Annotated in this window: 24 protein-coding genes; 8 read left to right on the top strand and 16 right to left on the bottom strand. The window is 54.3% G+C overall.

What is annotated here, in order from left to right:
* Position 1: 1 nt before the first annotated feature.
* Genes GE278_14200 through GE278_14165 form a run of 8 tightly spaced genes read right to left on the bottom strand, consistent with a single transcriptional unit; the run spans position 2 to position 6,326 of the window.
* Positions 2-529, bottom strand: coding sequence for a hypothetical protein (locus GE278_14200; GenBank protein QLK61856.1), 528 nt, complete (start codon positions 527-529; stop codon positions 2-4).
* Complete coding sequence (locus GE278_14195) at positions 526-1,017, bottom strand: DUF2878 family protein (protein ID QLK61855.1); 492 nt, start codon at positions 1,015-1,017, stop codon at positions 526-528. The genes GE278_14200 and GE278_14195 overlap by 4 nt, the downstream gene beginning before the upstream one ends.
* A complete protein-coding gene (locus tag GE278_14190; GenBank protein ID QLK61854.1) occupies positions 1,014-2,246 on the bottom strand; it encodes a methyltransferase domain-containing protein in 1,233 nt (410 codons plus the stop codon). The genes GE278_14195 and GE278_14190 overlap by 4 nt, the downstream gene beginning before the upstream one ends.
* Positions 2,247-2,248: 2 nt before the next feature.
* Complete coding sequence (locus tag GE278_14185; protein ID QLK61853.1) at positions 2,249-2,965, bottom strand: DUF1365 family protein; 717 nt, start codon at positions 2,963-2,965, stop codon at positions 2,249-2,251.
* A complete protein-coding gene (locus GE278_14180; protein ID QLK61852.1) occupies positions 2,962-4,323 on the bottom strand; it encodes an FAD-dependent oxidoreductase in 1,362 nt (453 codons plus the stop codon). The genes GE278_14185 and GE278_14180 overlap by 4 nt, the downstream gene beginning before the upstream one ends.
* Before the next feature lies 1 nt (position 4,324).
* Positions 4,325-5,041, bottom strand: a complete 717-nt coding sequence (locus GE278_14175; protein QLK61851.1) for an SDR family NAD(P)-dependent oxidoreductase — start codon at positions 5,039-5,041, stop codon at positions 4,325-4,327.
* The gene (locus GE278_14170; protein ID QLK61850.1) at positions 5,041-5,493 is read right to left on the bottom strand and encodes a nuclear transport factor 2 family protein; all 453 of its coding nucleotides are present in this window, start codon (positions 5,491-5,493) and stop codon (positions 5,041-5,043) included. The genes GE278_14175 and GE278_14170 overlap by 1 nt, the downstream gene beginning before the upstream one ends.
* Positions 5,493-6,326 (bottom strand): MerR family transcriptional regulator, encoded by an 834-nt coding sequence (locus GE278_14165; protein ID QLK61849.1) that lies wholly within the window; start codon positions 6,324-6,326, stop codon positions 5,493-5,495. The genes GE278_14170 and GE278_14165 overlap by 1 nt, the downstream gene beginning before the upstream one ends.
* Before the next feature lie 177 nt (positions 6,327-6,503).
* Between GE278_14165 and GE278_14160 the strand changes: the two genes are divergently transcribed.
* Together GE278_14160 and GE278_14155 are read left to right on the top strand one after the other, a co-directional pair.
* Complete coding sequence (locus GE278_14160; GenBank protein ID QLK61848.1) at positions 6,504-7,073, top strand: helix-turn-helix domain-containing protein; 570 nt, start codon at positions 6,504-6,506, stop codon at positions 7,071-7,073.
* A 27-nt stretch (positions 7,074-7,100) separates the two neighbouring features.
* Positions 7,101-7,637 (top strand): GNAT family N-acetyltransferase, encoded by a 537-nt coding sequence (locus tag GE278_14155; GenBank protein ID QLK61847.1) that lies wholly within the window; start codon positions 7,101-7,103, stop codon positions 7,635-7,637.
* 617 nt (positions 7,638-8,254) lie between these two features.
* Here GE278_14155 and GE278_14150 read toward each other — a convergent pair.
* Positions 8,255-10,243: a DUF4034 domain-containing protein gene (locus tag GE278_14150; GenBank protein QLK61846.1), complete on the bottom strand. Its 1,989-nt coding sequence runs from the start codon at positions 10,241-10,243 to the stop codon at positions 8,255-8,257.
* Positions 10,244-11,032: 789 nt separating this feature from the next.
* Here GE278_14150 and ompC point away from each other — a divergent pair.
* Positions 11,033-12,160: a porin OmpC gene (gene ompC / locus GE278_14145; GenBank protein QLK61845.1), complete on the top strand. Its 1,128-nt coding sequence runs from the start codon at positions 11,033-11,035 to the stop codon at positions 12,158-12,160.
* Between the two features lie 188 nt (positions 12,161-12,348).
* Here the strand turns inward: ompC and GE278_14140 are convergent, their stop codons facing one another.
* The 3 genes from GE278_14140 to GE278_14130 form a co-directional block, all read right to left on the bottom strand.
* Positions 12,349-12,735 carry a helix-turn-helix domain-containing protein gene (locus GE278_14140; GenBank protein ID QLK61844.1) on the bottom strand — a complete coding sequence of 129 codons (387 nt, stop codon included), beginning with the start codon at positions 12,733-12,735 and terminating at the stop codon, positions 12,349-12,351.
* Between the two features lie 484 nt (positions 12,736-13,219).
* Positions 13,220-14,992, bottom strand: coding sequence for a peptidoglycan synthase (locus tag GE278_14135; protein ID QLK61843.1), 1,773 nt, complete (start codon positions 14,990-14,992; stop codon positions 13,220-13,222).
* A gap of 221 nt (positions 14,993-15,213) precedes the next feature.
* A complete protein-coding gene (locus tag GE278_14130) occupies positions 15,214-15,456 on the bottom strand; it encodes a DinI-like family protein (protein QLK61842.1) in 243 nt (80 codons plus the stop codon).
* 195 nt (positions 15,457-15,651) lie between these two features.
* Here GE278_14130 and GE278_14125 point away from each other — a divergent pair, with 195 nt between their 5' ends.
* From GE278_14125 to GE278_14110, 4 genes are read left to right on the top strand one after another with little or no spacing between them, the layout of a single operon-like run.
* Positions 15,652-16,029 carry a copper resistance protein gene (locus GE278_14125; protein QLK61841.1) on the top strand — a complete coding sequence of 126 codons (378 nt, stop codon included), beginning with the start codon at positions 15,652-15,654 and terminating at the stop codon, positions 16,027-16,029.
* A 54-nt stretch (positions 16,030-16,083) separates the two neighbouring features.
* Positions 16,084-18,123: a protein-disulfide reductase gene (locus tag GE278_14120; GenBank protein ID QLK61840.1), complete on the top strand. Its 2,040-nt coding sequence runs from the start codon at positions 16,084-16,086 to the stop codon at positions 18,121-18,123.
* Positions 18,123-18,707 carry a thioredoxin domain-containing protein gene (locus GE278_14115; protein QLK61839.1) on the top strand — a complete coding sequence of 195 codons (585 nt, stop codon included), beginning with the start codon at positions 18,123-18,125 and terminating at the stop codon, positions 18,705-18,707. The genes GE278_14120 and GE278_14115 overlap by 1 nt, the downstream gene beginning before the upstream one ends.
* Positions 18,694-19,194, top strand: coding sequence for a redoxin domain-containing protein (locus GE278_14110; protein QLK61838.1), 501 nt, complete (start codon positions 18,694-18,696; stop codon positions 19,192-19,194). Before GE278_14115 ends, GE278_14110 begins: the two co-directional genes overlap by 14 nt.
* Before the next feature lie 81 nt (positions 19,195-19,275).
* Here GE278_14110 and GE278_14105 read toward each other — a convergent pair whose 3' ends face one another.
* Both GE278_14105 and GE278_14100 read right to left on the bottom strand, forming a co-directional pair.
* A complete protein-coding gene (locus GE278_14105) occupies positions 19,276-21,057 on the bottom strand; it encodes a DUF3413 domain-containing protein (GenBank protein QLK61837.1) in 1,782 nt (593 codons plus the stop codon).
* A gap of 24 nt (positions 21,058-21,081) precedes the next feature.
* Positions 21,082-21,309 (bottom strand): DUF1414 domain-containing protein, encoded by a 228-nt coding sequence (locus GE278_14100; protein QLK61836.1) that lies wholly within the window; start codon positions 21,307-21,309, stop codon positions 21,082-21,084.
* Positions 21,310-21,530: 221 nt separating this feature from the next.
* Between GE278_14100 and yejK the strand changes: the two genes are divergently transcribed.
* Positions 21,531-22,532 carry a nucleoid-associated protein YejK gene (gene yejK / locus GE278_14095; GenBank protein ID QLK61835.1) on the top strand — a complete coding sequence of 334 codons (1,002 nt, stop codon included), beginning with the start codon at positions 21,531-21,533 and terminating at the stop codon, positions 22,530-22,532.
* A 93-nt stretch (positions 22,533-22,625) separates the two neighbouring features.
* On the opposite strand, the gene rplY is transcribed toward yejK, so the two are convergent.
* Positions 22,626-22,916, bottom strand: a complete 291-nt coding sequence (gene rplY / locus GE278_14090) for a 50S ribosomal protein L25 (GenBank protein ID QLK61834.1) — start codon at positions 22,914-22,916, stop codon at positions 22,626-22,628.
* 136 nt (positions 22,917-23,052) lie between these two features.
* A complete protein-coding gene (locus GE278_14085) occupies positions 23,053-24,816 on the bottom strand; it encodes a DEAD/DEAH box helicase (GenBank protein ID QLK61833.1) in 1,764 nt (587 codons plus the stop codon).
* Positions 24,817-24,983 lie beyond the last annotated feature (167 nt).

The raw sequence follows: 24,983 nt of genomic DNA, 5'->3' as shown, positions 1-24,983 counted from the left end.
ATTAATCAGACGCCGATGCGCCGATCAACTTGCTGCGTAAGTCAGGATATTGCGTGGCGGGCGAGAGCCAGATCGCCAGAAAAGCGTCGCGGAATTCAGGGCTGAATGAATCACCGACCGGCGCAATTATCGCGCTGTTGGCCGCACTGCTGTAAAACTGACCGCCGGACTCCGTTGCCAGAAAAACGATTTCGCTGCCGTTGCTGACGTCCGGCCAGGTTTTTTCCACGGCCTCCAGCCAGCCATTTTTCTGCGCGACGCTATCCATGCCCAGTTTCTGCCACTGTTCTTCGGTGGCTTTGGTCAGCTCCTGTCGGTCGATACTGCGCAGGTACTCAATGGCCAGCGCCTGCGGCCATTTTTGCGCCTGATATTTACCATCGGGCGTCAGTAATGAGGAGTGGTAGACCTCGAACGGTCCCCAGCTCAGGGTAGCGCGGCCTGCCTGTTGCCACTGCGCCCAGGGCGTTGACGCGAAGGCAGAAAAGGAAAATATCAGTACCAGCGCGGCAATGAGTAAACGTTTCATCGCGTTCTCCTGTTGAGCAAAACCGGCAGACTGATGAGCGGCAGGAATATCGCCCAGCCTGCTGCCATTAGCAACCAGACGTAAGATGGCGAGGCAATAAGGGTCATCGCGCCGAGCCGCATACCGAGGTAATACGCCAGCGGGCCGCTGACAGCGCCGAGCGGGATCAGCCAGTACCACGTCAGGCGCAGATACCCGAGAAGCCAAAGCCACCACGCGCTGAATCCCAGCCACAGCGCCATCATCCACGGTGGAACGCCCGTCGAACCGGTGAATTCAAATAGTCCGAGAATGCACCACAGCGAATCCAGAATAATGCCCAGCGAACAGGCCACCGCCACCCACAGACGGCGTCGCGACGGGGTAAATGCCAGCATCAGAAAACTGCTGATCAGCAACAGAAAAATAAATCGCTCGCGCCCCCACACAGCCAGCGTCCACCAGGCATCAAAGCCCAGCGTCAGCAGCCAGAAGCGCAGGGAATTCATGTGCGTCGCTCGGCGATCAGCTGAACGGTGCTGATGGTGCGGGCGCGGAATCCGGCCTCGCAGTAGCACAGGTAAAACAGCCACAGGCGGCGGAAACGCTCGTCATGTGCACCGTCGAGCTGGGCGTTCCAGTAGCGCTGTACGCGTTCACGCCATTCGTGCAACGTGCGGGCGTAGTCGAAACCGATATCGAACAAATCGCGCACCACCAGCCCGGTACAGCGGGTCATGGTCTCATTCATGGCGGTGATGGAAGGCAGAAAACCGCCGGGGAACACGTAGCGCTGAATGAAATCGACGTTGCGGCTGTACGAGGCGTAACGCTGATCGGCAATAGTGATCGCCTGAATCGCCATGCGCCCGTTCGGTTTTAGCAGGGCGTTGCAGCGCCTGAAGAAGGTTTTAAGATAGCGCTTGCCCACCGCTTCGATCATCTCGATAGAGACCAGTTTATCGAACTGCCCGCGCAGGGCGCGATAGTCCTCAAACAGTACGGTGACGCGGTCGGTTAATCCGGCTTTTTCGATGCGCTGACAGGCGAAGTCGTACTGCTCGCGGGAAATAGTGGTGGTAGTAACCTGGCAGCCGTATTCGCGCGCGGCGAATTCTGCCATCGCGCCCCAGCCGGTGCCGATTTCCAGCAAATGATCGCCCGCATGCAATTGCAGATGATCGCACAGGCGACGCATTTTCGCTTCCTGAGCCTGCTCCAGCGTCATCTGGGGCTCCTGATACCAGGCGGAAGAATAGAGCATCTTCTCATCAAGAAAGCCCTGATAAAAATCGTTGCCGAGATCGTAATGTGCAGAAATGTTTTTGCGCGCCTGCGAGGGACTGTTGCGGCGAAAGAAGTGGATCAGGCTGTTGACCGGCGCAGTGATCCAGCTCAGGCGGGCTTCGAGCTTATCAACCAGCTTAAGATTTTCAGCCAGCAGTTGCAGCACGGTAGTCAGATTAGGCGTCGTCCAGTCGCCATCAATGTAACTTTCCCCGGCAGCGATACTGCCGCCGAGTAATACACGGCGGTAGGCACGCAGGTTGTGTACCTCGATTTCGCCCTGCAACGGCGCGGTCGGATCACCAAAGAAGATGGCATTCTCACCGGTTTCCCGCAGGGTCAGACCGGCACCATGCAGCTGCTTTAAAACACCGAGAATCAGTGCGCGTGCAGCCTTGATGCGCCGGTTAGTCGCCCCGTCGCGGGCGAGTTGCACTTCGGGTTGGCTCATGGTCAGTCCTTATCAACAGGAGGATGCGAATAAATCGGTGCCCGTTTCAGCCACAGTTTCACGGCCTGCCAGTAAATGGTCAGAGCGGTTTTTGCGGTCATCAGGGGCAGTCGCCATAATTGTTTGCGCAGCGCCTCGCGGGTGAGCGGGAGCGCCTTCAGCGACAGGGCAGCATCGAATTCACGTTCTTTGCGATGATTTTCGATAGTGATGTGTAACTCTTTTCCCGGGGGTGTCAGCCGCCAGTGATAGACCATGTCCATCGGATTGAAGGGCGACACATGAAAGGCTTTCGGCACCGGCTGCGAGCCGTCGGGGACAACGGCGTAGGTGTGGCGTTCGTTCCAGGGCGTATTACGCACTTCAGCCAGCATCCAGCGCAAAATTCCGGTCTTATCATAAAGGTAGTAAAAGTTGACCGGATTGAAATAACAGCCGAAATAACACAGCTGGCACAGCAACATCACGCGGCCATCGGGGCGTTCCCCGGTCAGCTCGGCAATTCTGTTCTGTGCTTTGGTTTTGATGTCGCCGCCGCCGAGATAATCTTTGCGGCGAAAGCTGGCGGCGGAAAAACGCTCCAGTTTGATGCCGACGGCGGGCAACTGCTCCAGCTCATCGAGATCTATCAGCGGCATAAAAATGTCGTAGTCGAAACGATGCTCAACCGGCCTAAACCGGCGATGGCGCACCGTGCCGACGTACAACGTGCTGTTCATGACATTTCCAGCGCAGCAGGCGTTTGGTGTTCAGCTTCGCGTTGCAGCTGCAAATCCAGTTGTTCGACCACGTCGCGGGCGCTGTTCACGCCATCCTCATGAAAGCCGTTGTACCAGTACGCGCCGCAAAACCAGGTACGGTGATGGCCGTTGATGCGAAAACGCTGCTGCTGCGCATGATGGCTGGCCAGATTCAGGACCGGATGCATGTAGGTTGCGCGGAACAGCACTTTGCTTTCATCAATCGGTGAGAGCGGATTGAGCGAGACGCAGAACGTATGCGGCGCTTCCAGCCTCTGCAAAATATTCATGTTATAGGTCACGCTGGCACGGCGGGTGTGCGCCGGACTGGTATCGCGCATATCGGCACGGGAGGAAGATTTCAGCGAGTTGGGTAACTGATAATTCCAGCTCGCCCATGCGCGCTTTTCACGCGGCAGCAGACGGGTGTCGGTGTGCAGGATAACGTCGTTGGCCTGATACGGCAGCGCGCCGAGAATGACACGTTCATCCGCCGTGGCGCTGTCACCTAAAATCGCTAGTGCCTGATCGGAATGGCAGGCGAAAATCACCTGATCAAATATTTCCTCGCCGCGCGTGGCGGACTGAAGTGTCACGCTGCTGGCGGTGCGGGTGATTTTGGTCACCGGCGTGTTAGTGCGAAGCGTCACACGGCGCGGCAACTTTTCCTGCATCCGGCGAATGTATTCCCGCGAACCGCCGGGCACCACCATCCACTGCGGACGATTTGTTACGTCCAGCAGGCCGTGGTTATCGAAAAAGCGTAAAAACATCGACAGCGGGAAATTCGCCATATCGCTCAGGGAAGATGACCAGATCGCCGCGCCCATTGGCAAAACGTAGTGCAGGGCGAAAAACGGCGTGAAGCCATTTTGATCGAGCAAATCAGCCAGCGTATCTTCGTCATTGTGCGCATTAAGCAGACGCGCTTTGCACAATTTATTAAAGCGCAGAATTTCGCGAATAAACCGCCAGAACTGCGGCCTGAGCAGGTTGCGTCGCTGAGCAAACAGGCTGTTGAGCGAATGGCCGTTATACTCCAGTCCGCTCACCGGATTGCGCACCGAGAAACTCATTTCAGTCGGCGTGCCTTCAATGTCCAGCTCTTTGAGCAGCGCGATGAAACCGGGATAGGTGCGGGTGTTATAGACAATAAAACCGGTGTCGATGGCGTAAGTTTTACCGTCGCAAACCACGTCCTGCGTGGCGGTATGCCCGCCCAGCTCCATCGCTGATTCAAATACAGTGATTTCTGCATGAGGCTGGCGCTGTGCCAGTAACCACGCACAGCTCAAACCGGAAATACCGCTGCCGACGATCGCCACTTTTGTTGTCATCTTATCTCACCATTCTTCGGCTTAACCATTTTTGAATGCTGACCGGTAGCAGCGAGGCGACCTTCAGTAAGCGGGCAAAAAGTGGCGGGAAAGCAATTTCACTGGCACCTTGCGCCAGCTTTTTACGAATATGCGCCGAGGCCTGACTGACGGTGACCATCATCGGCATCGGGAAGTCATTGCGGGACGTGAGGGGCGTATCGACAAAGCCCGGTTGGATCAGCGAAACGTGGATGTTCCGCGCTATCAGGTCAACCGACAGCGAACGGGCGAAGTACGCCAGCGCCGCTTTGGATGCGCCGTAGGCTTCTGCCCGCGGAAACGGCAATAATGAGGCGGTTGAGCCGACCAGCGCGACGCGGCTGCCTTCCGCTAAGCCCGGCAGCAGGGCATCGAGACAGTTCACCGGCCCCATAAAATTGGTGCTGATGACCCGCGCGACTTTTTCAGCCTCAACCACGCCATTATCCAGGTACTCACAGGTACCGGCGCAGAGGATGACTAAATCGGCTGTCACGCCCTGTAAAGCCTGACGTGTTTCATCCAAATCGGTGATATCAAAACGCAGCGGAATAATCAGCGGACTGTGTGCAGCCACGGCGTTGAGTTTGGCTGCATCGCGTCCGCAAGCGGTTACTTCCCAGCCTTCATCGGCGTAATCCTGCGCCAGTTGCTGACCGATGCCCGAACTGGCACCGGTAATCAGTACGCGGCGCATTATTTCAACCTGGCTTTAATGGCGCGGACGGCACCGCCGAGAAGGGGGACGTGCTCATAAATCATGGCGCCGAGATCGTAATAATCGCGCTGATAAATGATACGGTTTTCCGCCTGACGCAAATGGCTGGCGCCGTTAAGCGACATCGCGTGGCCTTTTTTCAATGACGGATGGGAATACTCCATCCGCCAGAATAACGATGCTTCATCGCCATGAATCAGGGCTGGCTGGATATCAAAGCGGCAGTAATTCACTTTTTTGAGCAGTTGCGCGAAGTAATGCTCCAGAGCGTCAACGCCGTCGTAATGCGATACCGGATCGATAAACACCACGTGCGGATGATAGATGCGCGACAGCTGCGGGAGCAGACTCATGTCCAGATGACGATAAAAGTCGCAGAGTCGCGTCAGAGCGTCGGCGGGCAGGGGAGGTTCAGGAAAATGTTTAATCATTATTTTTCCTTAAATTTGTGGATCGGGACGATGGTCGGATCATCGAAAGGAACGTCTTCAGCCTCCTCCTGACTCCCTGCCTCCGCGGCCAGCAGTACCGAGGCGCTGCCGAGCAAAATAATTGTGAGCCCTTGATCTACCCACTGCGCCAAACGCAAACGCTCAATCTGCGTCAGTTTTCCTTCCGCCCAGACATAAATCCGGTCGCACAACAGATTTTCCAGATGTGGATCTTCGAGCGGCGCGGGCAGAACTTCTACCTGCATCCCTTCTTCACAACGCACTATCGCTTCCAGCCACAGTTCGGCGGGGTCGATGACGCCCCAACCCAGCACTGCAGCCCGAATGCCCGGCCGTTTGCGGGCGGCGTTCATGCACATCACCGCATGCTCAATCACTAAGCCGTCGAACAGGCTGCGCAAGGTACGCAGGCGATGATCGCCGGGGTTAAGGCGCGTACGCAGCGGGCGGAAGACATGATTGACCAATGCTGCGGCTGGATATTCACGCCCCAGTTCGGTTATCACCTGACGGACTTTCTGGTTTTGGCCGTTTTGCAGCGCGGTCAGCAGCCGGTGTTCAGATTCTGACCAGTCGCCTGATATTGCCTCGACTTTGCCTTCGAGCAGCGATTTGACCTGACCCACCGGAATACCGCGTTCTATCCATCCAAGAATGGTGCGGATGGTGTCGAGATCGTCATCATTAAACAGCCGGTGGCCGCCTTCGGTGCGCTGCGGTTTCAGCAGGCCGTAACGGCGTTGCCACGCGCGGAGCGTGACCGGATTGATACCACAAATGCGAGCAACCTCGCCGATGCTGTAAAGTGACATTCGCTACCCAAATATTTACATGACTAATGTTAACTCTAGCGTCTTGGTTCAAAGTTGTACAACTTTATTATTTTTGTACAACTTGGCTAATACTAACGGATTACATTATTTTAACTTGCCAGTTTCCCTAATTAGAGATAATTTCCCTGTATTGAGAATTCAGGTAAGGGTAAAGGAATGGAAGCGGAACAGGACAGCCACGATTTACGGCTGGCAGAACGGCTGGCGGAACTACGTATCATGCAGGGTTGGTCGCTTGAACAGCTGGCGCAGCGTACCGGCATCAGCCGGGCCACGCTGTCGCGCATCGAACGGGCGGAAACCAGCCCGACCGCGTCGGTACTGGGAAAGCTAAGCGCAACCTATGGCCTGACGACGTCAAGATTGCTGATGGCGCTGGAAGATAATCCGCCGGATCTGATTCGCGCCGCCCTGCAGCCGGTCTGGCATGATCGCGAAACCGGTTTCGAACGTCGTTCTGTATCCGCGCCCGCGCCGGGTTTTCGCACCGAACTTATTTCCGGCAGGTTAAAAGCCGGTGCCACCATTGTTTATGATTCTCCGCCAGTTGTCGGCCTGGAGCAGCACATCTGGATGCTGGAGGGCCTGCTGGATTTCACGCTGGATTCGCGTTGCTACCGGCTTGAGCCGGGTGACTGCCTGCGATTTCATCTTCACGGCGCATCCTCCTTTTATGTCCCGGGCCCGGCCGATGCGCGCTACGCCATCGTGATCTCCCGTCCTTAATCTCAGTCAGAAATAAGGTGTAACGCTATGCAAAGCAGTAGTGAAATTGTGATCAGTGAAGTGCAGGGCGGAGTGTTAACGGCAGCCGATCTCGATGCCTTAGCGGAGACGCTGATGCAGTCGGTCGCGCTGGGAGCAAGTATTGGTTTCGTGCTGCCGTTTGGATTTGTGCAGGCGCAGGCTTTCTGGCAAAAACTGTTACCCGCTTTCGAGCGCGGAGAAAGGCGTCTGCTGGTGGCGCGTCTCGACGGGATTATCGTGGGTACGGTGCAACTGGTGGTCGATCAGCCCGCTAACGGCGAGCATCGCGGAGATGTTGTGAAACTGATGGTGCATCCCGATGGCCGCCGCAAAGGCATCGCCCGTCTGTTGATGGAGCAGGTTGAAGCGCGAGCACGCGAGGCAGGCAAAACGCTGCTGATGCTTGACACGGTCACTGGCAGCCCGGCGCAGACCCTTTATGAAAGTCAGGATTTTACGCTGAGTGGGACGATCCCGCATTACGCGATGTCGACGGAGGGAATTCTGGAGTCAACGAGTGTGATGTATAAGATTTTGTTTTAATTGGAAATTGTTGGATTAAAATTTAAAACCGTGGGCGTCGGCCCACACCGACTTGGGGGGCGGCCTATCGCCGCCACCCCCCAAGACCCCCCGGGCTCTATAAAACACGCGCTATCGCTAGGCCGATGGACGTGTTCTGTGGCTCCCGCATGTGGCGCAAAATCCTGCCGCTGCGCGATGCCCTCTCTCGGTGCTGGAGCCATAGGTCTCCAGCCCGCTCCGTTCGGCAGGATTTTTTGATCGCGCCATCTCACCATTTTTAAAAAACAAAACAGAAAATTTGCACAACGTATTTGGTTTTTATTTTGAAATGATCCGAGAGGGCAAAGTTGTGACCTAAAAAGTTTCTGGCCGCCTTCAAAAATCACGCCGTAGGGAGAGGTGGAAAACCGCGCGGCTTTAGGCGCGGGTTGTAACCCAACCGGAGGGTACCGCGGTGCGGCGGGATTTTTGCGGCAATAGCTGCGACGGCTGAAACAGAGCCCGACTGCATGGCACGTGTTTTAAAGAGCCTGGGATTCTTAAGGGCGGCGGCGATAAGCCGCCCTTGAGGCCGGTTTGGGCGGCAGCCCAAGGTCTTGAACTTGACCTTGACCTTGAACTTGATTTTAAAGCCGCTATTGCAGCGGCATCTGCAACCGATACACCTGAGTCGGATCGCTCCCCTCACTCTTCCTTTTATCCTGCCACAAATTCATGCGTGCTCTCAGCGATCCGTTAAGTTCCTCATGAACCTGTTTCACCACCTCCGATTCAGGATTTATCTCCAGCGCGAACACCATAAACTGATCCGCGATGTAGCGGTTTTTCTTCACACCGGTGCCGGTCAGCCAGGCCATGCCCAGCGTGTAGGCGGCTTCGGCGCGATCAGGGTGCCCGGCGTTGTGCAAAATCTCCGGCAGCCAGTGCTCGGCAGCCTGACGTTTTTCGGCGTCAGAGCCGTTATCCAGTGCGCAGCTGGCACGCCAGTAGGCGGCGGATAAATGCCCGGCGTCCATCGCACGCTGATACCACTGCATCGCCTGCTCATAATCCGGTTCGCCGCCCAAACCTTCGCGCAGGGCGTTGGCACAGGTGAACATCGCTGGCACCATCCCGGAACGCGCGGCGCTCAGCACGCAATCCATCGCATTGCTGTCATTGTGATACTGAGACGGAACATCCTGATGCCAGGTGTTGCGGTAGAAAAAGTACAACTCATAACAATGGATGGCGCTGCCGTGGCGGGCCATCTCGGTCATCAGAAAATGTGCCGCGTCCAGATCGTCGTTAATCGCCATATCGTGTGCCAGCGTGACCAGATCTTTAGCAGGCTGATCGTCGCCGGATTGCTGCATCAGCGACCACGCGTGATCCATCAACCCGCTGCACAACTCCGGTTTTGCCGGTAATCCGTATAAGCCTGACTGAAGCGCTGCGGCGGCAAAGGCCACCAGCGTCGGGTTATTGGCCTGACTCAGCGCGCGGGTGAGCAGCTGCGTAAGAACCGGCAAACCTTCTTCATGGCCGTTCGCCAGCACAGCGCGGGAGATAAACATCGTGGCGAAATGCCCCGGCATGGCCTGCGCCGAAACGGCAAACAGATCGTCATAAACGGCTAAACCGGCCTGATCGTTATCCTGCCAGTAGGCGATGCAGATACCTGCCAAATCCAGTAAACGGATGCGTGTGGCGGGGGCGAGAGATTGCGCCAGTAAATCAGCCAGACGTTGTTGTAATTCGAGGGCACGTGCTGAATCGCGATCGGCGATATCGCCGGACAACGCATCGCAAAGGGCATTAGCGCGGAACTGATTGCGCTCTTCTTCGCTGAACTCCGCGCACAGCGGGCTGTCGATAATCAGCATCTGTTGCTCGTCGCTGCCGCCCCAAAAAGCAGAATGGAATAGCAGATAGGATTCCATGGTGCCGACGTCGGCGTGACGCACCGACATCGCCATGCGCAGCCAGTGATCCACCGCCTCTTCACCGGCTTTGCGGGTATCCTGCAGCGCAACGGGCAACGTTTGCGGCCAGTGCGTGGCGGGTTCGAAGCCGAGGGCGTGAATGTGAGCAATACCGGCGTGCCAGATTTCGCTGCCCTGAATCGAAAACTTTTCATGTAAGGGCAATGGAATTTCACCGGCGAACAGCGATTTCAGCCAGTAAGGTTCGCCGAAGCCGCCGCTGAGATTCATCATATGGCGATAGGCGTGAGTCGGGCGCGGATGCAATTCAATTGCCCGTAAAAACGCCAGAACCGCGTAGTCGCAGCACAGCTGGGCGCCCAGCCACTGATCATCTTCCACTTCCTGACCAGCCTGAGTCTGGCGGATCTGCCATGCGTTTTCATGCCAGACCATACCGAGCAAGACGTGAGCGTGATAGCTCTGCGGGCACTGTTGCGCCCAGTCGCTGAGAATTTCCAGTGGATTGAGCACAGGAGATTCGGTACCGGTAAACAGTGTCGCCGGGTGCAGCAGCAGGCCGTAAGCGCTGTGATCGTCAGTCTGGTTCTGCCAGCCACGCATCAGTGACAACAGCCACTCGTCGAGTTTTAGAAAACGGCGGGTTGCCAGCAGCATTCTGGCTTTGGATATGTTGTCGGACTGATCCTGTTGCGGCATGAGTTTCCCTGAACGGTTGTGAAGCCTGAACTGTCGGATAAAAAAGGTATAACGTGGCAGCGCAGTCTAACGTTGTTGAGCGCGCAGATCAGCGAGATTGCTCTGACTTTGCGTATACTACCGGATCCGTTCCTGAGAGACGAATAAACCCTGCACAATTTGGCGGCTAATAATCAGGCTTTATTTCCTTTTTAATTCCGCTATTTAGATATCAGATATTAATAAAATGGCGGCGCGAAAGAAGGAGAAACGATGAATTAATTATGGAGGAATAATGTCAATATGTGTAATAACCACTCTTAAATAATATCACCCGCCGTAATCATTTTTCTGAAAGCAAAAAAAAACCGACCACGATGGGTCGGCTGTTGTTTCCACAAAACGGGGAATGAGGGTAATTCAATAACAAATAATGATGATAGCGAGGTGAAGTATATATTAATGGCGGGAGTTTGCTTTATCACTTAGTGCGGTAAGTGATTGCGTTAATTTATTGATTTAAAACATGATTATATAAAATTAGCTTTGCGTGCTTTATTTTAACATAGATAAATAGAGGTAAATTTACTCTTTTAAAATATCTTGTTACATCTTATCGTATATAAGAAATGTCTTAACTAACTTCGTATCATTTTCTTTCTGGATTAATAGTAATTATAACCAGAGAATGAATTCGCCATGTCGGGCCAAAAATCTTAAAAAAGTTTTACCTCAGTAAAAAAGTAAAAAAGTAAAAAACGATACTTTACATTCAGTGGCACGGCTCGACACCTATCGAGGATAAATAAAATGAAACTCCGTGTTCTTTCGCTCATGATCCCTGCATTAGTGGTGGCGGGCTCAGCAAGTGCGGCAGAAGTCTACAATAAAGATGGCAACAAACTGGATCTTTACGGTCTGGTTGACGGTTTACACTATTTTTCCAACAACGCCGGTTCTGACGGCGATCAGAGCTACATCCGTTTAGGTTTCAAAGGCGAAACGCAGATCACCGACCAGCTGACCGGCTACGGCCAGTGGGAATATCAGGTTCAGGCTAATCAGGCTGAAAGCTCTGACGACGGCGATCGCGCATTCACCCGTTATGGGTTTGCCGGTCTTAAATTTGGTGATATGGGTTCATTCGACTACGGTCGCAACAACGGCGTGCTATACGACGTCGCGGCATGGACTGACATGCAGCCTGAGTTCGATGGTTCCACCTACGGCGCGGACCAGTTCTTGTTCCAGCGCACCAACGGTGTTGCCACTTACCGTAACGATAACTTCTTCGGCATGGTCGATGGCCTGCACTTTGCCCTGCAATATCAGGGTAAAAATGACAGCGGTGGTGGTGAACCGGGTACGCGCGATGTGCTGACGCAAAACGGCGACGGTTACGGGATGTCCCTGAGCTACGATATTGGCGCTGGCGTCAGCGTGGCGGGTGCCTTCTTCAACTCTGACCGTACTGACGAGCAGAATTCCGCGCCGGGAATTATGGGCGACGGCAAAAAAGCCGAAGGTTATACCGGTGGCCTGAAATATGACGCCAACAATGTTTATCTGGCCGCAATGTTCACTCAGGCGTACAACGCTTCCCGCTTCGGTTCTACCGATTCAGAAGCTTACGGTTATGCCAATGAATCTCAGGCATTTGAAGCCTACGCCAGCTACCAGTTCGACTTCGGTCTGCGTCCGTTCGTCGCCTATAACCAGACTCGCGGTAAAGATTTAGGCACAGACCGTCTGGGTAACAACTATCAGGATCAGGATCTGGTCAAATTCGTCGATCTGGGCGCGACCTATTACTTTAACAAAAACATGTCAGCCTACGTTGACTACAAAATCAACCTGATTGACAGCAGCACCTTCACCGACAACGCCGGTATCAATACCGATGACGTGACGGCTGTCGGTCTGGTTTACCAGTTCTAAACGTGCCTTTCTCAGACACAGAATGCGTATAGAATTGTGCAGTAAAGAATAAGCAGTAAAAGAGCGCGGCCATCAATGGCCGCGTTTTTTATAGGGACGATTTGGCGTGCGAACCCCGTTAAACGCCGTCAGTGAACACCGGTTCCACTGGCCATCAGGGCGCAGGCCGGATACACATCCGTGCAGCTTCAGGCTGATTTTTGGTGGATCAAATGCAGCGGGGGAGAAACATCGAGTTTGATGTCGGGGTTTTGGCGGAATTCATGGGGCGTAATGTTGAAACGCTTGCGGAACATGTAGGTGAAATGCGACTGCGAGCCGAATCCGAAATCCATCGCGATATCAAAAATCGGTGTTTCACTGCTGCTCAGCTGATAGACAGCACTCGCCAGACGACGTTCCCTGATGTACTTCCCCAGAGAAATGCCTGTCGATTCCTTGAACAGTTTTTGCATATGCCAGAGCGAATAGCCTGAGTACTCAGCCAGTTCTTCGAGGTGGATGACGCGGCCCAGGTGGCCTTCGATCCATTTGCTGAGTGCGCTGACGATTGCGAGATGAATGTCTTGAGCCATAACCAGTCTGTATTGATGTCGAATATCGCTATTATACACGACTTCGCCCTGATGGCGTGGCAGGTGTTGCTCAGGAAATTGGTGAGCAAATGGCCCGCAGAGCAGAACTGCGCGTGCAGCCTGGGGGGCCATGATTTAGCGTAACAGGATCCAGTGAATTAACCGGGCAATGCCATCGTCCAGAAGTACCATTCCGGCGAGAATAAGAACGATCAGAATGATAAAGTTCTTACGCGTTGGCATAAGCTACCTCAGTTACCAGGGGCCACTGCCCTGCATATTCAGTGCAATAACAGCCAGACACACCACAACAAAGACCAGCAAAACGATAAAAAGGCGTTTCATTGTTTTTTATCAGAGCCTGAGCTCTTCCTCCAGCATAGGGAAATCATCTGCACGTTTCCTGAAACTGAGTTTCAGGAATCAAATCACGCGAACGTTAACCCTATTTCCCCCACAAATCCAGTGAACTTGTGACGCAGATCTACCCTTCAGTCGCCGGACGCCTCACCAGATCGGTCTTCTGCCCGCCGTTGATGATGGTGGTTGGCGGTGTTTCAGGCACCAGCGCGTCAGGAGCGATATTCATGTGGTTGAGCACTTCGCCCATGATTTGTCCGAAGATGGGGCCGGCCACCGAGCCACCAAAGTGTTTACCGGCCTGCGGGTTGTTGACCATCACCACCAGCGCTACGCGCGGATTACTGGCCGGTGCGACGCCTGCCGTATAGTTGATGTAACCGCCATCGTATTTACCGCTGGCGCCCATTTTTTCTGCGGTACCGGTTTTGATCGCCAGCCGATAACCGGGAACCGCCGCGCTGAGGCCGGAGCCGCCGGGCAGGGCATCACTTTCCATCATATGAATCACGGTGCGCACCACATCAGCGGACATGATTCGGGTGCCGAGCACCGGAGGCGTCACTTTGGTGATCGACAACGGGCGATAAATACCTTCCGAGCCAATGGTGGCGTATTCACGGGCAATTTGCAGCGGCGTGACGCGCAGGCCGTAGCCGAAGGAGAACGTGGCGCGCTCGATATCCGCCCAGCGCTCACGGTGCGCCGGGAAGTAACCACTGCTCTCGCCGCCGATGCCTAAATCTGTTGCTTTGCCTAAACCGAAGGACTGATAGAGTTGCACCAGCACGTTGGCAGGCATCGCCAGCGCGATGTGCGAGACAGCTATATCACTGGATTTCTGCAGAATACCGGTGATGGTTAGCGCAGGCCAGTGGCCGACGTCTTTGATCAGATGACCGTTTACGGTGTACGGATGGGTATCAAGCACGGAGTCAGGGCGGATCATCTTGCGTGCCAGACCGGCCATTACCACCAGCGGTTTCACGGTCGAACCCGGCTCGAAGCTGTCGCTGATGGCGACGTTACGCATGTCTTTGACTGCCACGCCAGCATAGTTGTTCGGGTTATAGGAGGGGAACGATGCCATGCCTAAAATCTCGCCCGTATTCACATCCACCAGCACCGCTGCGCCAGATTCAGCCTGGTTTAGCAACACGCCTGTGCGCAGGCGTGAGTACAGGACGTACTGCATAAAACTGTCGATGCTCAGGTTGATGGTCGGTGGCTGTTGTGGCGCGACTTCTTTCAACACACCGATGACATTACCGTGGCGATCCTGACGGTACTCGCGCATGCCAGGTTTACCTTCAAGTAGCGCGTTAAAGCCTTTTTCGATGCCGTTCAGACCTTCGTTATCGGTGCCGACTACGCCGACCAAATTGGCTGCGGCTTCGCTCATCGGATAATAACGGCTGTCGTCATGGATGCTGCTGATGCCGCCGAGGTGCAATTGCCCGATATCTTCAGCGATGCCTTCTTCAATTTTTCGGCCCAGATACACAAAGCGGCGCTGCGGATCACTGTTGATGGTTTGCTGCAGTTGCGACAGCGGCATATTTAGCGCGGAGGCCAGATACTGCCATTTAGGACTGTTCAGATCACTGTGCAACTCCAGAATACGAAAGGGATCGGCGACAATATCTTTTGAAGCGACGCTTAACGCCAGAGGATGGCCGTTACGGTCGGATATCGTCCCGCGCACGGCAGGAATAACATTGGAACGCAGCGAGCGTGAGTCGGCTTCTTTTTCCAGCATAGGCTGATTGAGCAGTTGCAAATAGCCCACCCGGCCAAGCAGAAGCGCCATACAACAGACAATGCCGAGGCAAATTAGCGCAAAGCGCTTGGCGTAAAAATGGGGTTGGGCGCTGGATTTTTTTGAACTCGGTGGCATGGCGGTTTCGCAAAGTCATTGACGCATTGAAGCGAAAAGCGAAGGTGCACAGGAACACTAAAACCGGACGAAATTAATCCAGTGTGTACCCAATATTTTGCGACACATCGCTCTGATTGATAATGAATTTCGTATATCACCAATATCTTATATTAAGCCCAGGCTATGGATTGTTTATTTCAATTGCGCTTTGTAAGCAAGTGCGACCACAACGCCATTTTTTATTCGACGGACAGCCATTCGTCGGCTTCTTCGAACATTTCCTCTAGCATTTGGTTTAATTGCGAACGTTCCTGCTTGCTGGCACCGTGGGTGTTCAGCCCGTTCGCCTGCATGGGTTTTACTTTTACGTCGGCGTCCGGGAACATCCGGTGAACACGTTTAGCCAGCTCAGCTTCAATTTTTTCACTGGCATTAGGGATGCCGGAGACATTCCGTTTGTCAAAAATCAGTTCAACCCGCATAACTTTCCTCATTATTATTCAATGTCATTAACTGGCTAAATATACAGTAACTGAGCAGGGCGCTCTAGCTGTTTTTCACCCGTGGATTGGAATCAGTTTCACTTTTTTAAGCGTAAATTCATGTAATTCGTGAACCATAGCTATTGTGAATGTTTTGTTGCCCGTTAGAATGGCGGCGATATAGATGAGGGAACTGTGAATAAACAACGGCGTTCAGCACTGATTTTCTTCTGCCTGGCATGTCTTGTCATACTTACTTGTATGACACAGCGCATCGCCGGGCTGAACGCGTTGTCCGCCATTCTAAAACAGGATGCCGTTACGCAAGCGGGTTCGCCCGCGCTGACTGAACAGCCTTCCGACGTCTCGTCTATCCCCACACCTTGTGAGCTGGCCAGCAAGTCATTGCTTTCCGTTCCGCCTCTGCTTTTAGAATTTGCGTTTCTGGCGCTGAGCCTGCTGCTGGCCTTTTTGTCACGTGGCAACCTGGCGGCCATTCGCTGTCTTCTGCCCGAGGCCGTGCCTGTACCGCGATTGCGGGTACATCTGCGGCTTTGCGTTTTCCGGGAATAAAAATACGTCTGCGTTATTCAACAGGACGTGATCTTTTATTTTTGGAGAAAATCTATGCGAAGTTTATTCAGGGCAGCGTTCGGCTGCTTTCTGATGCTCTGGCTGAACGCCGGGACAGCGGCCGATTCCGGCTGGCTGCAAAGTCCGCAAAATACTCATGCGAAAGTCCGTTTACAGGCTCAGCCTGCGGACGCTACTGCGGAACATACCCGGCTGCTGCTGTCTGTCAGTCTGGAAAAGGGCTGGAAAACCTACTGGCGATCGCCGGGGGAGGGCGGTATTGCACCGTCGATCAGCTGGCAGGATGACGCCGCGGGCAAATCTGCTACCTGGTTCTGGCCGACGCCGTCGCGGTTTGATGTCGCCGGGATCACCACCCAGGGCTATCACGATGAAGTGAGTTTGCCGCTGGTGTTTACGGGTAAAACACCGGAAACGCTCTCCGGAACGCTGACGCTACCGGTGTGCAGTAACGTCTGTATCCTCACCGATTATCCTTTTAGTCTGGATCTGCGTAAAACCACGGATATCGAGGATTTTGCCCGTCAGTTTGCTGTTGCAATGGGGAAGGTGCCGATTGCGCAGGGGCTGACGGATAAGGCTTCAGCCGGTTATCGTAGTGGAAGTTTGCAGATTACCGCTCACCGCGCTCAGGGCTGGCAAAAACCTGAATTGTTTATTGATACGCAAGAAGGCAGTGCGTTTGGTAAACCGGTGGTGAAGGTTGAGGGTGAGCAACTGCGCGTGACGCTGCCGGTGACCGATGAGTGGGGGGATGTCGCCGGTGAACTCAGCGGTAAAACCGTCAGCGTGGTGCTGGCTGACGAGGGTATTGCGCAGCAGCTGAGCCTGAAAGTCGGTACGCTTTCCCCGAAGTCCGGCGAGGGGATCGCGCTGTGGCAGCTAGCACTGATGGCGCTGGCGGGCGGATTTATTCTCAATCTGATGCCATGCGTGCTGCCGGTGCTGGGCATGAAGCTGGGCAGCATCTTGCAGGTGGCCGAGCGTGACCGGCAACGCGTACGCGTGCAGTTTCTGGCATCCTCAGCCGGGATTATTACCTCGTTTCTTGCGCTTGCGCTGCTGATGACGGTATTACGTCTCACTCATCAGACGCTGGGATGGGGAATTCAGTTTCAGAACCCCTGGTTTATCGGCCTGATGATGCTGGTCACCGCGCTGTTTACCGCCAATTTGCTCGGCCTGTTTGAAATCAATTTGCCTTCACGCATGACGACCCGTTTAGCGACGCAAAAACGCGGCGGATTGACGGGGCACTTTGCCGAGGGGGCGTTTGCGACCCTGCTGGCGACGCCGTGCTCTGCACCATTCCTCGGCACGGCCGTAGCCTTTGCGCTGGCGGCGTCCCTGCCGATGCTTTGGGGCGTCTTCCTGATGTTAGGGGTAGGCATGAGCCTGCCGTGGCTGATGATTGCGCTGTGGCCGGATCTGGCGCTGCGCCTGCCGCGTCCCGGCCGCTGGATGTTGCGCCTGCGGCTGACGCTCGGGTTCCTGATGCTCGCCGCCTGCCTGTGGCTGCTCAGTCTGATGCAAAATCATCTCTCCGTTCAGACGGTTATCATCATCGCTGCCGCGTTATTGCTGGTGCTGATGGGGGTTTCTGCCCGTCGCTACGGGGTGCGCGGTACGGCAATGGCGACCGGCGTCGGGCTTGTCGTGTCGGTGATCATTTTCTTTGGTCTGACTTTCAGCTCAGGCAAGCCATCCAGCCGCGATGAAATTCGCTGGCAACCGCTGTCCGAGCAGGCCATTGAGGACGCGCTGGCGCAGAAAAAAGTGGTGTTTGTGGATGTTACCGCTGACTGGTGTGTGACCTGTAAAGCCAATAAATACAACGTTTTGCTGCGTGATGATGTGCAGAAAGCGCTGACGGACAATCACGTCGTCGCCCTGCGCGGTGACTGGAGTTTACCGTCGAAAACGATCACTGAATTCCTGCAAAAACGCGGCAGCGTTGCCGTGCCTTTCAATCAAATTTATGGTCCTTATCAGCCAGAGGGCGACATTTTATCGCCGCTGCTGACCCGGGAAGCCGTCTTACAGGGGCTGAAAAAAGCCCGCGGAGCTGAATAATGAAGATGTTAATGCTGGTTTTAATGATGGTGATTTCCCCTGCAGTGCTGGCGATGACGCCGGAAGAAACGCTGTTCAACAACCCGGCTACGCCGCACTTTGGCGCGAAAAATCCGCGGCTCACTATTGTGTCGTTCACCGATTACAACTGCCCGTACTGCAAACAGTTCGATCCGCTGCTGGAGCGAGTGGTGAAGGAAAATCCTGAGGTATCGGTGGTCATCAAACTGCTGCCGTTCCGCGGAGCCAGTTCGATCATTGCCGGTCGTGCGGCGATGACCGTCTGGGAGCAGCATCCCGAGAAGTTTCAGGCGTTACACCAGCGGCTGATGTCCAAAAAAGGGCCGCATGACGAAGCCAGCGCCGTAGAGGCAGTGAAAAGCGTCGGGCTGGCGCCGATCACCGTCACCCCAGCCAGTTATCTTGAGCTGAAAACTAATGTGGAAATCGCCGAAGTGTTGGGCATTCAGGGCACGCCGGCAACGATTATTGGCGATCAACTGGTCGCGGGCGCCATCAGTTGGGATGACCTTAATAAGCTGGTGAAAGAGCAACTGGCGAAGGTGAAGAATGACAAAGCTTAAACGCTGGGCGCGCGAGCTGGGTATTCTGGCACTGGTTATTGTGACTGTGATGTTCGCCATGGATTTCTTGCGCGGACCGCAGGCACCGGCGAATTTCGGTAATCAGCCTTTACACATGCTCGATGGTCAGAACATCACGTTGCTTGAACAAAGCCAGCAGCGGCCGCTGCTGGTGTACTTCTGGGCGACGTGGTGCGGTGTGTGCAAAATGACCACGCCGGACGTCGCGGCGCTGGCACAAGAGGGCGGAAATGTTATTTCCGTGGCACTGCGCTCCGGCGATGAAGAGAAAATCCGGCAGTATCTGGCAGCGAAAAATATCGCGATGCCGGTGATCAATGATCCGCGCGGTGAGCTTTCCGCACAGTGGGATATCGGCGTGACACCAACATTCGTTATTATCAATAAAGGCAAAGTGGTCAGCACTACCACCGGCTGGACATCGTACTGGGGAATGAAAGCCAGACTGTGGTGGGCGGAGTTCTAATCCATATACTGGCAAAACAAAAAGGCCTTCACTGACGGATCGGTGAAGGCCTTTTTCAAAGATGTGCTTTATGCAAAAAAATCAGTTGGCGAGGAAGCGTTTCTCGTCGGTCAGAACCTGCAGCAGAAGGCTCAGATCAGGTTTTTGATCTTTTATGCGCTTACCGTTCTCATCGAACGCACGGTAATCTCCGTCGCTTTCCAGTTCCAGCGTCTGGGTTGGCGTAGTGATGACCAGCGTACCCTCATCGCTGGTGGTGACCCAGTTGTGGCGGCGTTTGGCAGCAAACAAATCTTCGCCCTGCGAGTAATCCGCCGGGGAGGTTGTGACGTGGAGCAGACGTTGCATGAGCGTGGTCATGACATCGGCATGCGCCGTCAGCTTGTCGATATTCTGCGCCGGAGTGCCTGGCCAGTGAATGATCAGCGGAACCTGCATTTGCTGGCGATTCATGGTATTGCCTGAACCCCATGTGCCGTTCTCATTGAATTCAATGCCGTGCGAGGCGGTGATCACTACCACGGTTTTATCCAGCTCTCCGCGATCTTTTAGCGATTGCAGGATGTTGGTGATTTGCTGATCAACGCTCTGCGCGCCACGCTGATAACGATGAATAAAGGTGTTACCCACCGGAACGCTATCGTCGTTCTGGCGCAGCGAGGAACTGATACCGTTCAGATTGATGTAGGAGAACCACGGGCTATTGCCGCGCACGTTCAGCCACTGTTGCCACTGGGCAACTGTCTGCTCATCGGTCTGTTTGACCGGTGCGGGCAGCGTAAAGTCGGTCAGCAGCGCCTGACGGTACAGCGGATTATCAAAGCCGTCAGAGGCAAACAGGCCGAATTCATAACCCTGATGTTCCAAAGAGGTGACCAGCGCCGACGGTTTGCGCGCCGCCAGAATACCCGGCATATAAGTCGGAGAGATACCGTAGAACAGGCCAAACTGGCCGGTATCTTCACGGTTGCCGGAGCTGAAATGCTGGTCGAAACGAATATTCTGCCTGGAGAATTCTGTCAGCGCAGGCATATCCTGGTTAAGCGTGGACGTGTGGACGCCGTCAAGTACGACCATCAGCAGGTTGTATTTGGTACCGGTGGCGTTGAACGTGATGTTGTTCAGCGGATATTCCACCGCCAGCGCTTCAGGGTTTCCCTGTTCGATAAGACGCTTCTGGTACTCCGCGGCATTCAGCAGACCGTGCTTCTCCAGGAATTTACGCGCCGTCATCGGATAGGACAGTGGCAGATTCGAGCGTTGCATGGTGATCGGGCGATAGAAATTGGCATCCGCCCAGATATACATCAGGTGCGAAGCAAAGAAGCTGACGATAAACAGCACGACGATGGGTTTGGCAAAATTGCGGCGGTTCAGGCTGCGCAGCTTCTGCCATGCCCAGGTACCAAATAGCATTTCAAGCAGGAAAATCACCGGCACGGCGATGAACATCAGCTGCCAGTCGCGCGCCATCTCACCCTGTCCGGGATTGACGACCAGCTCCCACACCACAGGATTAATGTGCAGGTGGAAGCGGGTAAAGACTTCGGTATCGACCAGCAGGAGCGTAAGCCCGGCTGTGGCCAGTATCGCTGAGAGGAATCGCAACAAACGTTGCGACATCACCACAAAGGTCAGTGGGAAGATGATCAGCAGATAGGCGGAAAAACCGATAAAACTGAAATGCCCAAGCCAACTGACGAACGCGTAAACGCGACCTTGCAGCGAGGAAGGCCAGTCAGAAACAAACAGGTAGCGGCTGCCCAGCCCCAGAATGAGCAGGATATTAAACAGGGCGAACCAGTGGCCCCAGCTGATCATCTGGGAAACTTTTTCGCGATAGCGCTGACTATTTGTCACCATGAGAGGGTTTGGGCAAGTAAAGGATTAATGGGCTTTATCTTCTCTTATCGACGCTTGCAGAGCATTAGCGAAAGACTGAGATAACGCTTTGCGCTGTGCAGGAGCGACGCTGGTATTGATAAGGTTAGTCACCATATTGCCCAGAACCATCAAAGAAAGATCGGTTGGGGCGCGGTGCTTTTCCAGAACGGTTGCCAGCTCGGAAAGGAGTTGTTCAACGTGTTCGTCACTGTAACGGGATGATTGTGCCATAGAGTAATGTGCTTCTTGATCTGACAAAGTCCAATATCTTAACGTAACGCGCCCCCATTTTCCGCATTTTTATAACGAAGATAACGTTGCGTTATTGATCGTATCTATTAATCGGTATTTCCGGCGTGGGAGTGGTTGCGGCTTTCGCACTTCAGTGTTTGAATACGCCCCGCAGGCAAACCCCTCTTACACGGCTGCATTTCAAACAGGAGAAAGTCCCCATGAGTCTGGATATCGAGCAGATCGCTCTGCACCAGTTGAACAAGCGCGATGAGCAAACGCTGGATGTTGTGCTGCGCGATACGCTTTTGACGCCTAATGCTGCCGTTGACGAAATGATGGCTGAACTGCACCGCGTCTACAGCGCAAAAAGCAAAGCCTATGGTCTGTTCAACGAAGACAGTGAGCTGAAAGAGGCGTTACGCAGCTGCCGCAAAGGGGACGACGATTTTCTGTCATTCAGCCGCGCTGCCACTGGCCGTCTGCGTGATGAGTTGGCCAAGTATCCGTTTGCCGACGGCGGCGTGGTGCTGTTCTGTCATTACCGCTTTTTAGCCGTCGAATATTTGCTGGTGGCGGTACTTAGCAGCCGCAGCAGCATGCGCGTGAACGAGCAGCTGGACGTCAGCAGCATCCATTATCTCGACATTAACCATGCGGATATCGTGGCGCGTATCGATCTGACCGAGTGGGAAACCAATCCTGAATCCACCCGCTATCTGACGTTCCTGAAAGGCAGGGTAGGGCGCAAAGTCTCTGACTTCTTCATGGATTTCCTTGGCGCAGGCGTCGGGCTGGACACCAAAGCGCAGAACCGCGGTTTATTGCAGGCGGTTGACGATTTCTGTACGGAAGCGCAGCTCGATAAAAACGAGCGCCAGAATTATCGTCAGCAGGTTTACACCTACTGCAACGAACAGTTGCAGGCGGGAGAAGAGATCGCGCTGGATGATTTGTCCGAAGAGCTGCCGCCATGGAATGACAAGAAATTCAAAGAATTTACCCAGGAGCAGGGCTATCAGCTGGAAGAAACCTTCCCGGCAGATCGCAGCACACTGCGTCAGCTGACAAAATTCGCCGGCAGCGGCGGCGGCCTTACTATCAATTTTGATGCAATGCTGATGGGCGAACGTATTTTCTGGGATCCGGCGACCGATACGCTGACCATTAAAGGCACGCCGCCGAATCTGCGGGATCAGTTGCAGCGAAAGTCCGGCAAATAAAACCTGGATCGCAGCCAATAAAAAACACCGCCTGGGCGGTGTTTTTTATTTGTTCTCGCACGGCGTCCCGATGCGCAACAACTCAGTCTGCGATTAAACGCGAACGAAGTCGATGTGAGCCAGTTTTGGCTTGAACGGGTGACGCTGTACAGCCTGAACTTTAACTTTGGTTTCTTTACCGTCGATAACCAGAGTAATAGCTTCAGAGTAGAACTCCGCTTTAACTTCCATGTTCTTTACAGAATCATGGTCCAGTTTGATGGAAACTGGAGCAGCTGAGCCACCGTAAACGATAGCTGGGAATTTGTTTTCTGTACGCAGGCGGCGGCTCGCACCTTTGCCCTGCTCTGCTTCTGGACGTAATTCAACATTGATAGTGAACATGTTTTATTTCTCATTTAGAAAGTTTGCCCCGCCACCTGCGACCGAGTGACGAGTTGAGTATTGCTGCTTCCACACATGGCGAAAGCGGGCGGTATAATACCGGAATACCCGAGGGACTAAAAGTCCTATCTGGATATTATCCGCGCAGCTCATTGGCACGCCGGTATCGCCCCTCATAATCGAACATTTTTTCCCGCACCTGCCAGAACTGGCCTTTCATGCGTGCGACCACAAAATCGGGATGCCGGAGCAAAACCTGCTGCGCGACAATATCCGCCGCCGTATTCCACTCAAGAGGGATGCCCGGTGCGCGCTGATGCGGACGCAGGAAATTATGCAAAAATGCCAATCGCTGGGCGGGGGTGCTCAGACGGTAACGTTCCGAAACGTCCGCGCCGTCTTCATCGTAATAGGTGATTTTCAGCCATTCGCCTTTATCGTCTCGCCCGTGTTCCAGTTTCATCCCGCCGCAGCGCAGCACCAGCGCATCTTTCAGCCGCAGCGCGGCTTTGAGCATATCGTCAGGATCCACCAGGATTTCCTGACACTGATGGCAGCGGCGTGCGGCGATGTCGTTCTCTGCGCCACAGTGCGGGCAGCTTTTGAAGCGAAAGCGGAAATCACACTGTTCGCGGTTGCCGTCGTCATCTTCCAGTACGCCCTGACAGCGGCGGCCAAAATGCTCGATAATCGTGCCGTCTTCGGTGGTTTTCCCCCAGAAGATATTGGCAAAGCCGCAGGCCGGGCAGAATACCTGCACCGGTTTGTTGTCGCCCGCCGGCTTATGGCTGCCCACTTCCGGTGTAAAAAGGTCGTGCGGATTACCCGCGTAATCGAGGATCAGGCAGTCGGTTTTGCCCGGCGCAAGACGCAGCCCGCGCCCGACGATCTGCTGATACAGGCTGACCGATTCGGTCGGGCGCAGAATGGCTATCAGATCCACATGCGGCGCATCGAAGCCGGTGGTCAGCACCGAAACGTTCACCAGATAGCGTAACTGCTGCTGTTTGAAGGCGGTGATCAGGCGGTCACGCTCTGCTGCATGGGTTTGTGCGCTGATCAGCGCCGCTTCGCCTTTGGGCAGCAAACCGAAAATCTCCGCCGCGTGTTCGACGGTAGAAGCAAAGATCATCACGCCTTTGCGATCCTGCGAGAACTCGACAATCTGGCTGATGATGTGTGGCGTGATGCGTTTTTGCTGGCGCAGTTCGTGGTTGAGATCGGTTTCGCTGAACAGCCCGCTGCTGTTGGTTTTTAAACGGCTGAAATCGTAGCTGACCACCGGCATGTCCAGCCGCTCAGGCGGTACCAGAAAGCCATTTTTAATCATGTAACGCAGCGGCAATTCATAAATGCAGTCGCGAAACAGGCTGTCAGCGTCGCCGCGCACCATACCCTGATAGTGATACTGATAAATCCAGCCTTTGCCGAGACGATAGGGCGTGGCCGTCAGCCCGAGCAGCCGCAGGCGTGGGTTCTGTGCTTTCAGATGAGTGATAATTTGCTGATACTGGCTGGTGTCGTCGTCGGAGATGCGGTGGCATTCATCGACAATCAGCAGGGAAAACTCACCGCTGAACGCCGCAAGATTAGGAGCGACGGACTGCACGCTGCCGAACACCACTTTACCGCTGCTTTGTTTGAGATTCAGCCCTGCGGCAAAGATATCCGCTTCCAGTCCGTAGGAAAGGTATTTGCTGTGATTCTGCGCCACCAGCTCTTTGACGTGCGCCAGTACCAGCACGCGGCCACGCGCCACGCGGGCGAGTTCGGCGATCACCAGACTTTTCCCCGCACCGGTAGGCAGTACGATCACTGCCGGTTCATCGTGTTGGCGGAAATGACGCAGCGTGGCGTCCACGGCATCTTGCTGATAAGGGCGGAGTGTAAAAGCAGTCACGGTTGGCCAGTCACCTTTTGATTTTTCCTGTAAATAACCACAGTGGTGAAGTATGCCAAGAAATCTGCCTGATGGCGATGAGCAATCAAATCACCCGACGTGAATGTTTAGCCTGCTTATTTTTATGCTTTCCTTCTAGGATGCACCGCTAAGCGCGGCTATACTCT

The sequence above is a fragment of the Enterobacteriaceae bacterium Kacie_13 genome (assembly GCA_013457415.1).
Taxonomy (GTDB): Bacteria; Pseudomonadota; Gammaproteobacteria; order Enterobacterales; family Enterobacteriaceae; genus Rahnella.
Note: the sequence above shows the minus strand (reverse complement) of the source record. Positions and strands in the feature narration are given on the sequence as shown.

Bases quoted from the DNA above. Each gene is read 5' to 3' on its own strand.
- GE278_14105 (QLK61837.1), bottom strand. From the start codon at position 21,057: ATGGTGACAAATAGTCAGCGCTATCGCGAAAAAGTTTCCCAGATGATC.
- GE278_14170 (QLK61850.1), bottom strand. From the start codon at position 5,493: ATGATTAAACATTTTCCTGAACCTCCCCTGCCCGCCGACGCTCTGACG.
- GE278_14190 (QLK61854.1), bottom strand. From the start codon at position 2,246: ATGAGCCAACCCGAAGTGCAACTCGCCCGCGACGGGGCGACTAACCGG.
- GE278_14120 (QLK61840.1), top strand. From the start codon at position 16,084: ATGCGAAGTTTATTCAGGGCAGCGTTCGGCTGCTTTCTGATGCTCTGG.
- yejK (QLK61835.1), top strand. From the start codon at position 21,531: ATGAGTCTGGATATCGAGCAGATCGCTCTGCACCAGTTGAACAAGCGC.
- GE278_14100 (QLK61836.1), bottom strand. From the start codon at position 21,309: ATGGCACAATCATCCCGTTACAGTGACGAACACGTTGAACAACTCCTT.
- GE278_14135 (QLK61843.1), bottom strand. From the start codon at position 14,992: ATGCCACCGAGTTCAAAAAAATCCAGCGCCCAACCCCATTTTTACGCC.
- GE278_14110 (QLK61838.1), top strand. From the start codon at position 18,694: ATGACAAAGCTTAAACGCTGGGCGCGCGAGCTGGGTATTCTGGCACTG.
- GE278_14115 (QLK61839.1), top strand. From the start codon at position 18,123: ATGAAGATGTTAATGCTGGTTTTAATGATGGTGATTTCCCCTGCAGTG.
- GE278_14160 (QLK61848.1), top strand. From the start codon at position 6,504: ATGGAAGCGGAACAGGACAGCCACGATTTACGGCTGGCAGAACGGCTG.
- GE278_14195 (QLK61855.1), bottom strand. From the start codon at position 1,017: ATGAATTCCCTGCGCTTCTGGCTGCTGACGCTGGGCTTTGATGCCTGG.
- GE278_14130 (QLK61842.1), bottom strand. From the start codon at position 15,456: ATGCGGGTTGAACTGATTTTTGACAAACGGAATGTCTCCGGCATCCCT.
- ompC (QLK61845.1), top strand. From the start codon at position 11,033: ATGAAACTCCGTGTTCTTTCGCTCATGATCCCTGCATTAGTGGTGGCG.
- GE278_14185 (QLK61853.1), bottom strand. From the start codon at position 2,965: ATGAACAGCACGTTGTACGTCGGCACGGTGCGCCATCGCCGGTTTAGG.
- GE278_14165 (QLK61849.1), bottom strand. From the start codon at position 6,326: ATGTCACTTTACAGCATCGGCGAGGTTGCTCGCATTTGTGGTATCAAT.
- GE278_14150 (QLK61846.1), bottom strand. From the start codon at position 10,243: ATGCCGCAACAGGATCAGTCCGACAACATATCCAAAGCCAGAATGCTG.
- GE278_14175 (QLK61851.1), bottom strand. From the start codon at position 5,041: ATGCGCCGCGTACTGATTACCGGTGCCAGTTCGGGCATCGGTCAGCAA.
- rplY (QLK61834.1), bottom strand. From the start codon at position 22,916: ATGTTCACTATCAATGTTGAATTACGTCCAGAAGCAGAGCAGGGCAAA.
- GE278_14200 (QLK61856.1), bottom strand. From the start codon at position 529: ATGAAACGTTTACTCATTGCCGCGCTGGTACTGATATTTTCCTTTTCT.
- GE278_14140 (QLK61844.1), bottom strand. From the start codon at position 12,735: ATGGCTCAAGACATTCATCTCGCAATCGTCAGCGCACTCAGCAAATGG.
- GE278_14180 (QLK61852.1), bottom strand. From the start codon at position 4,323: ATGACAACAAAAGTGGCGATCGTCGGCAGCGGTATTTCCGGTTTGAGC.
- GE278_14155 (QLK61847.1), top strand. From the start codon at position 7,101: ATGCAAAGCAGTAGTGAAATTGTGATCAGTGAAGTGCAGGGCGGAGTG.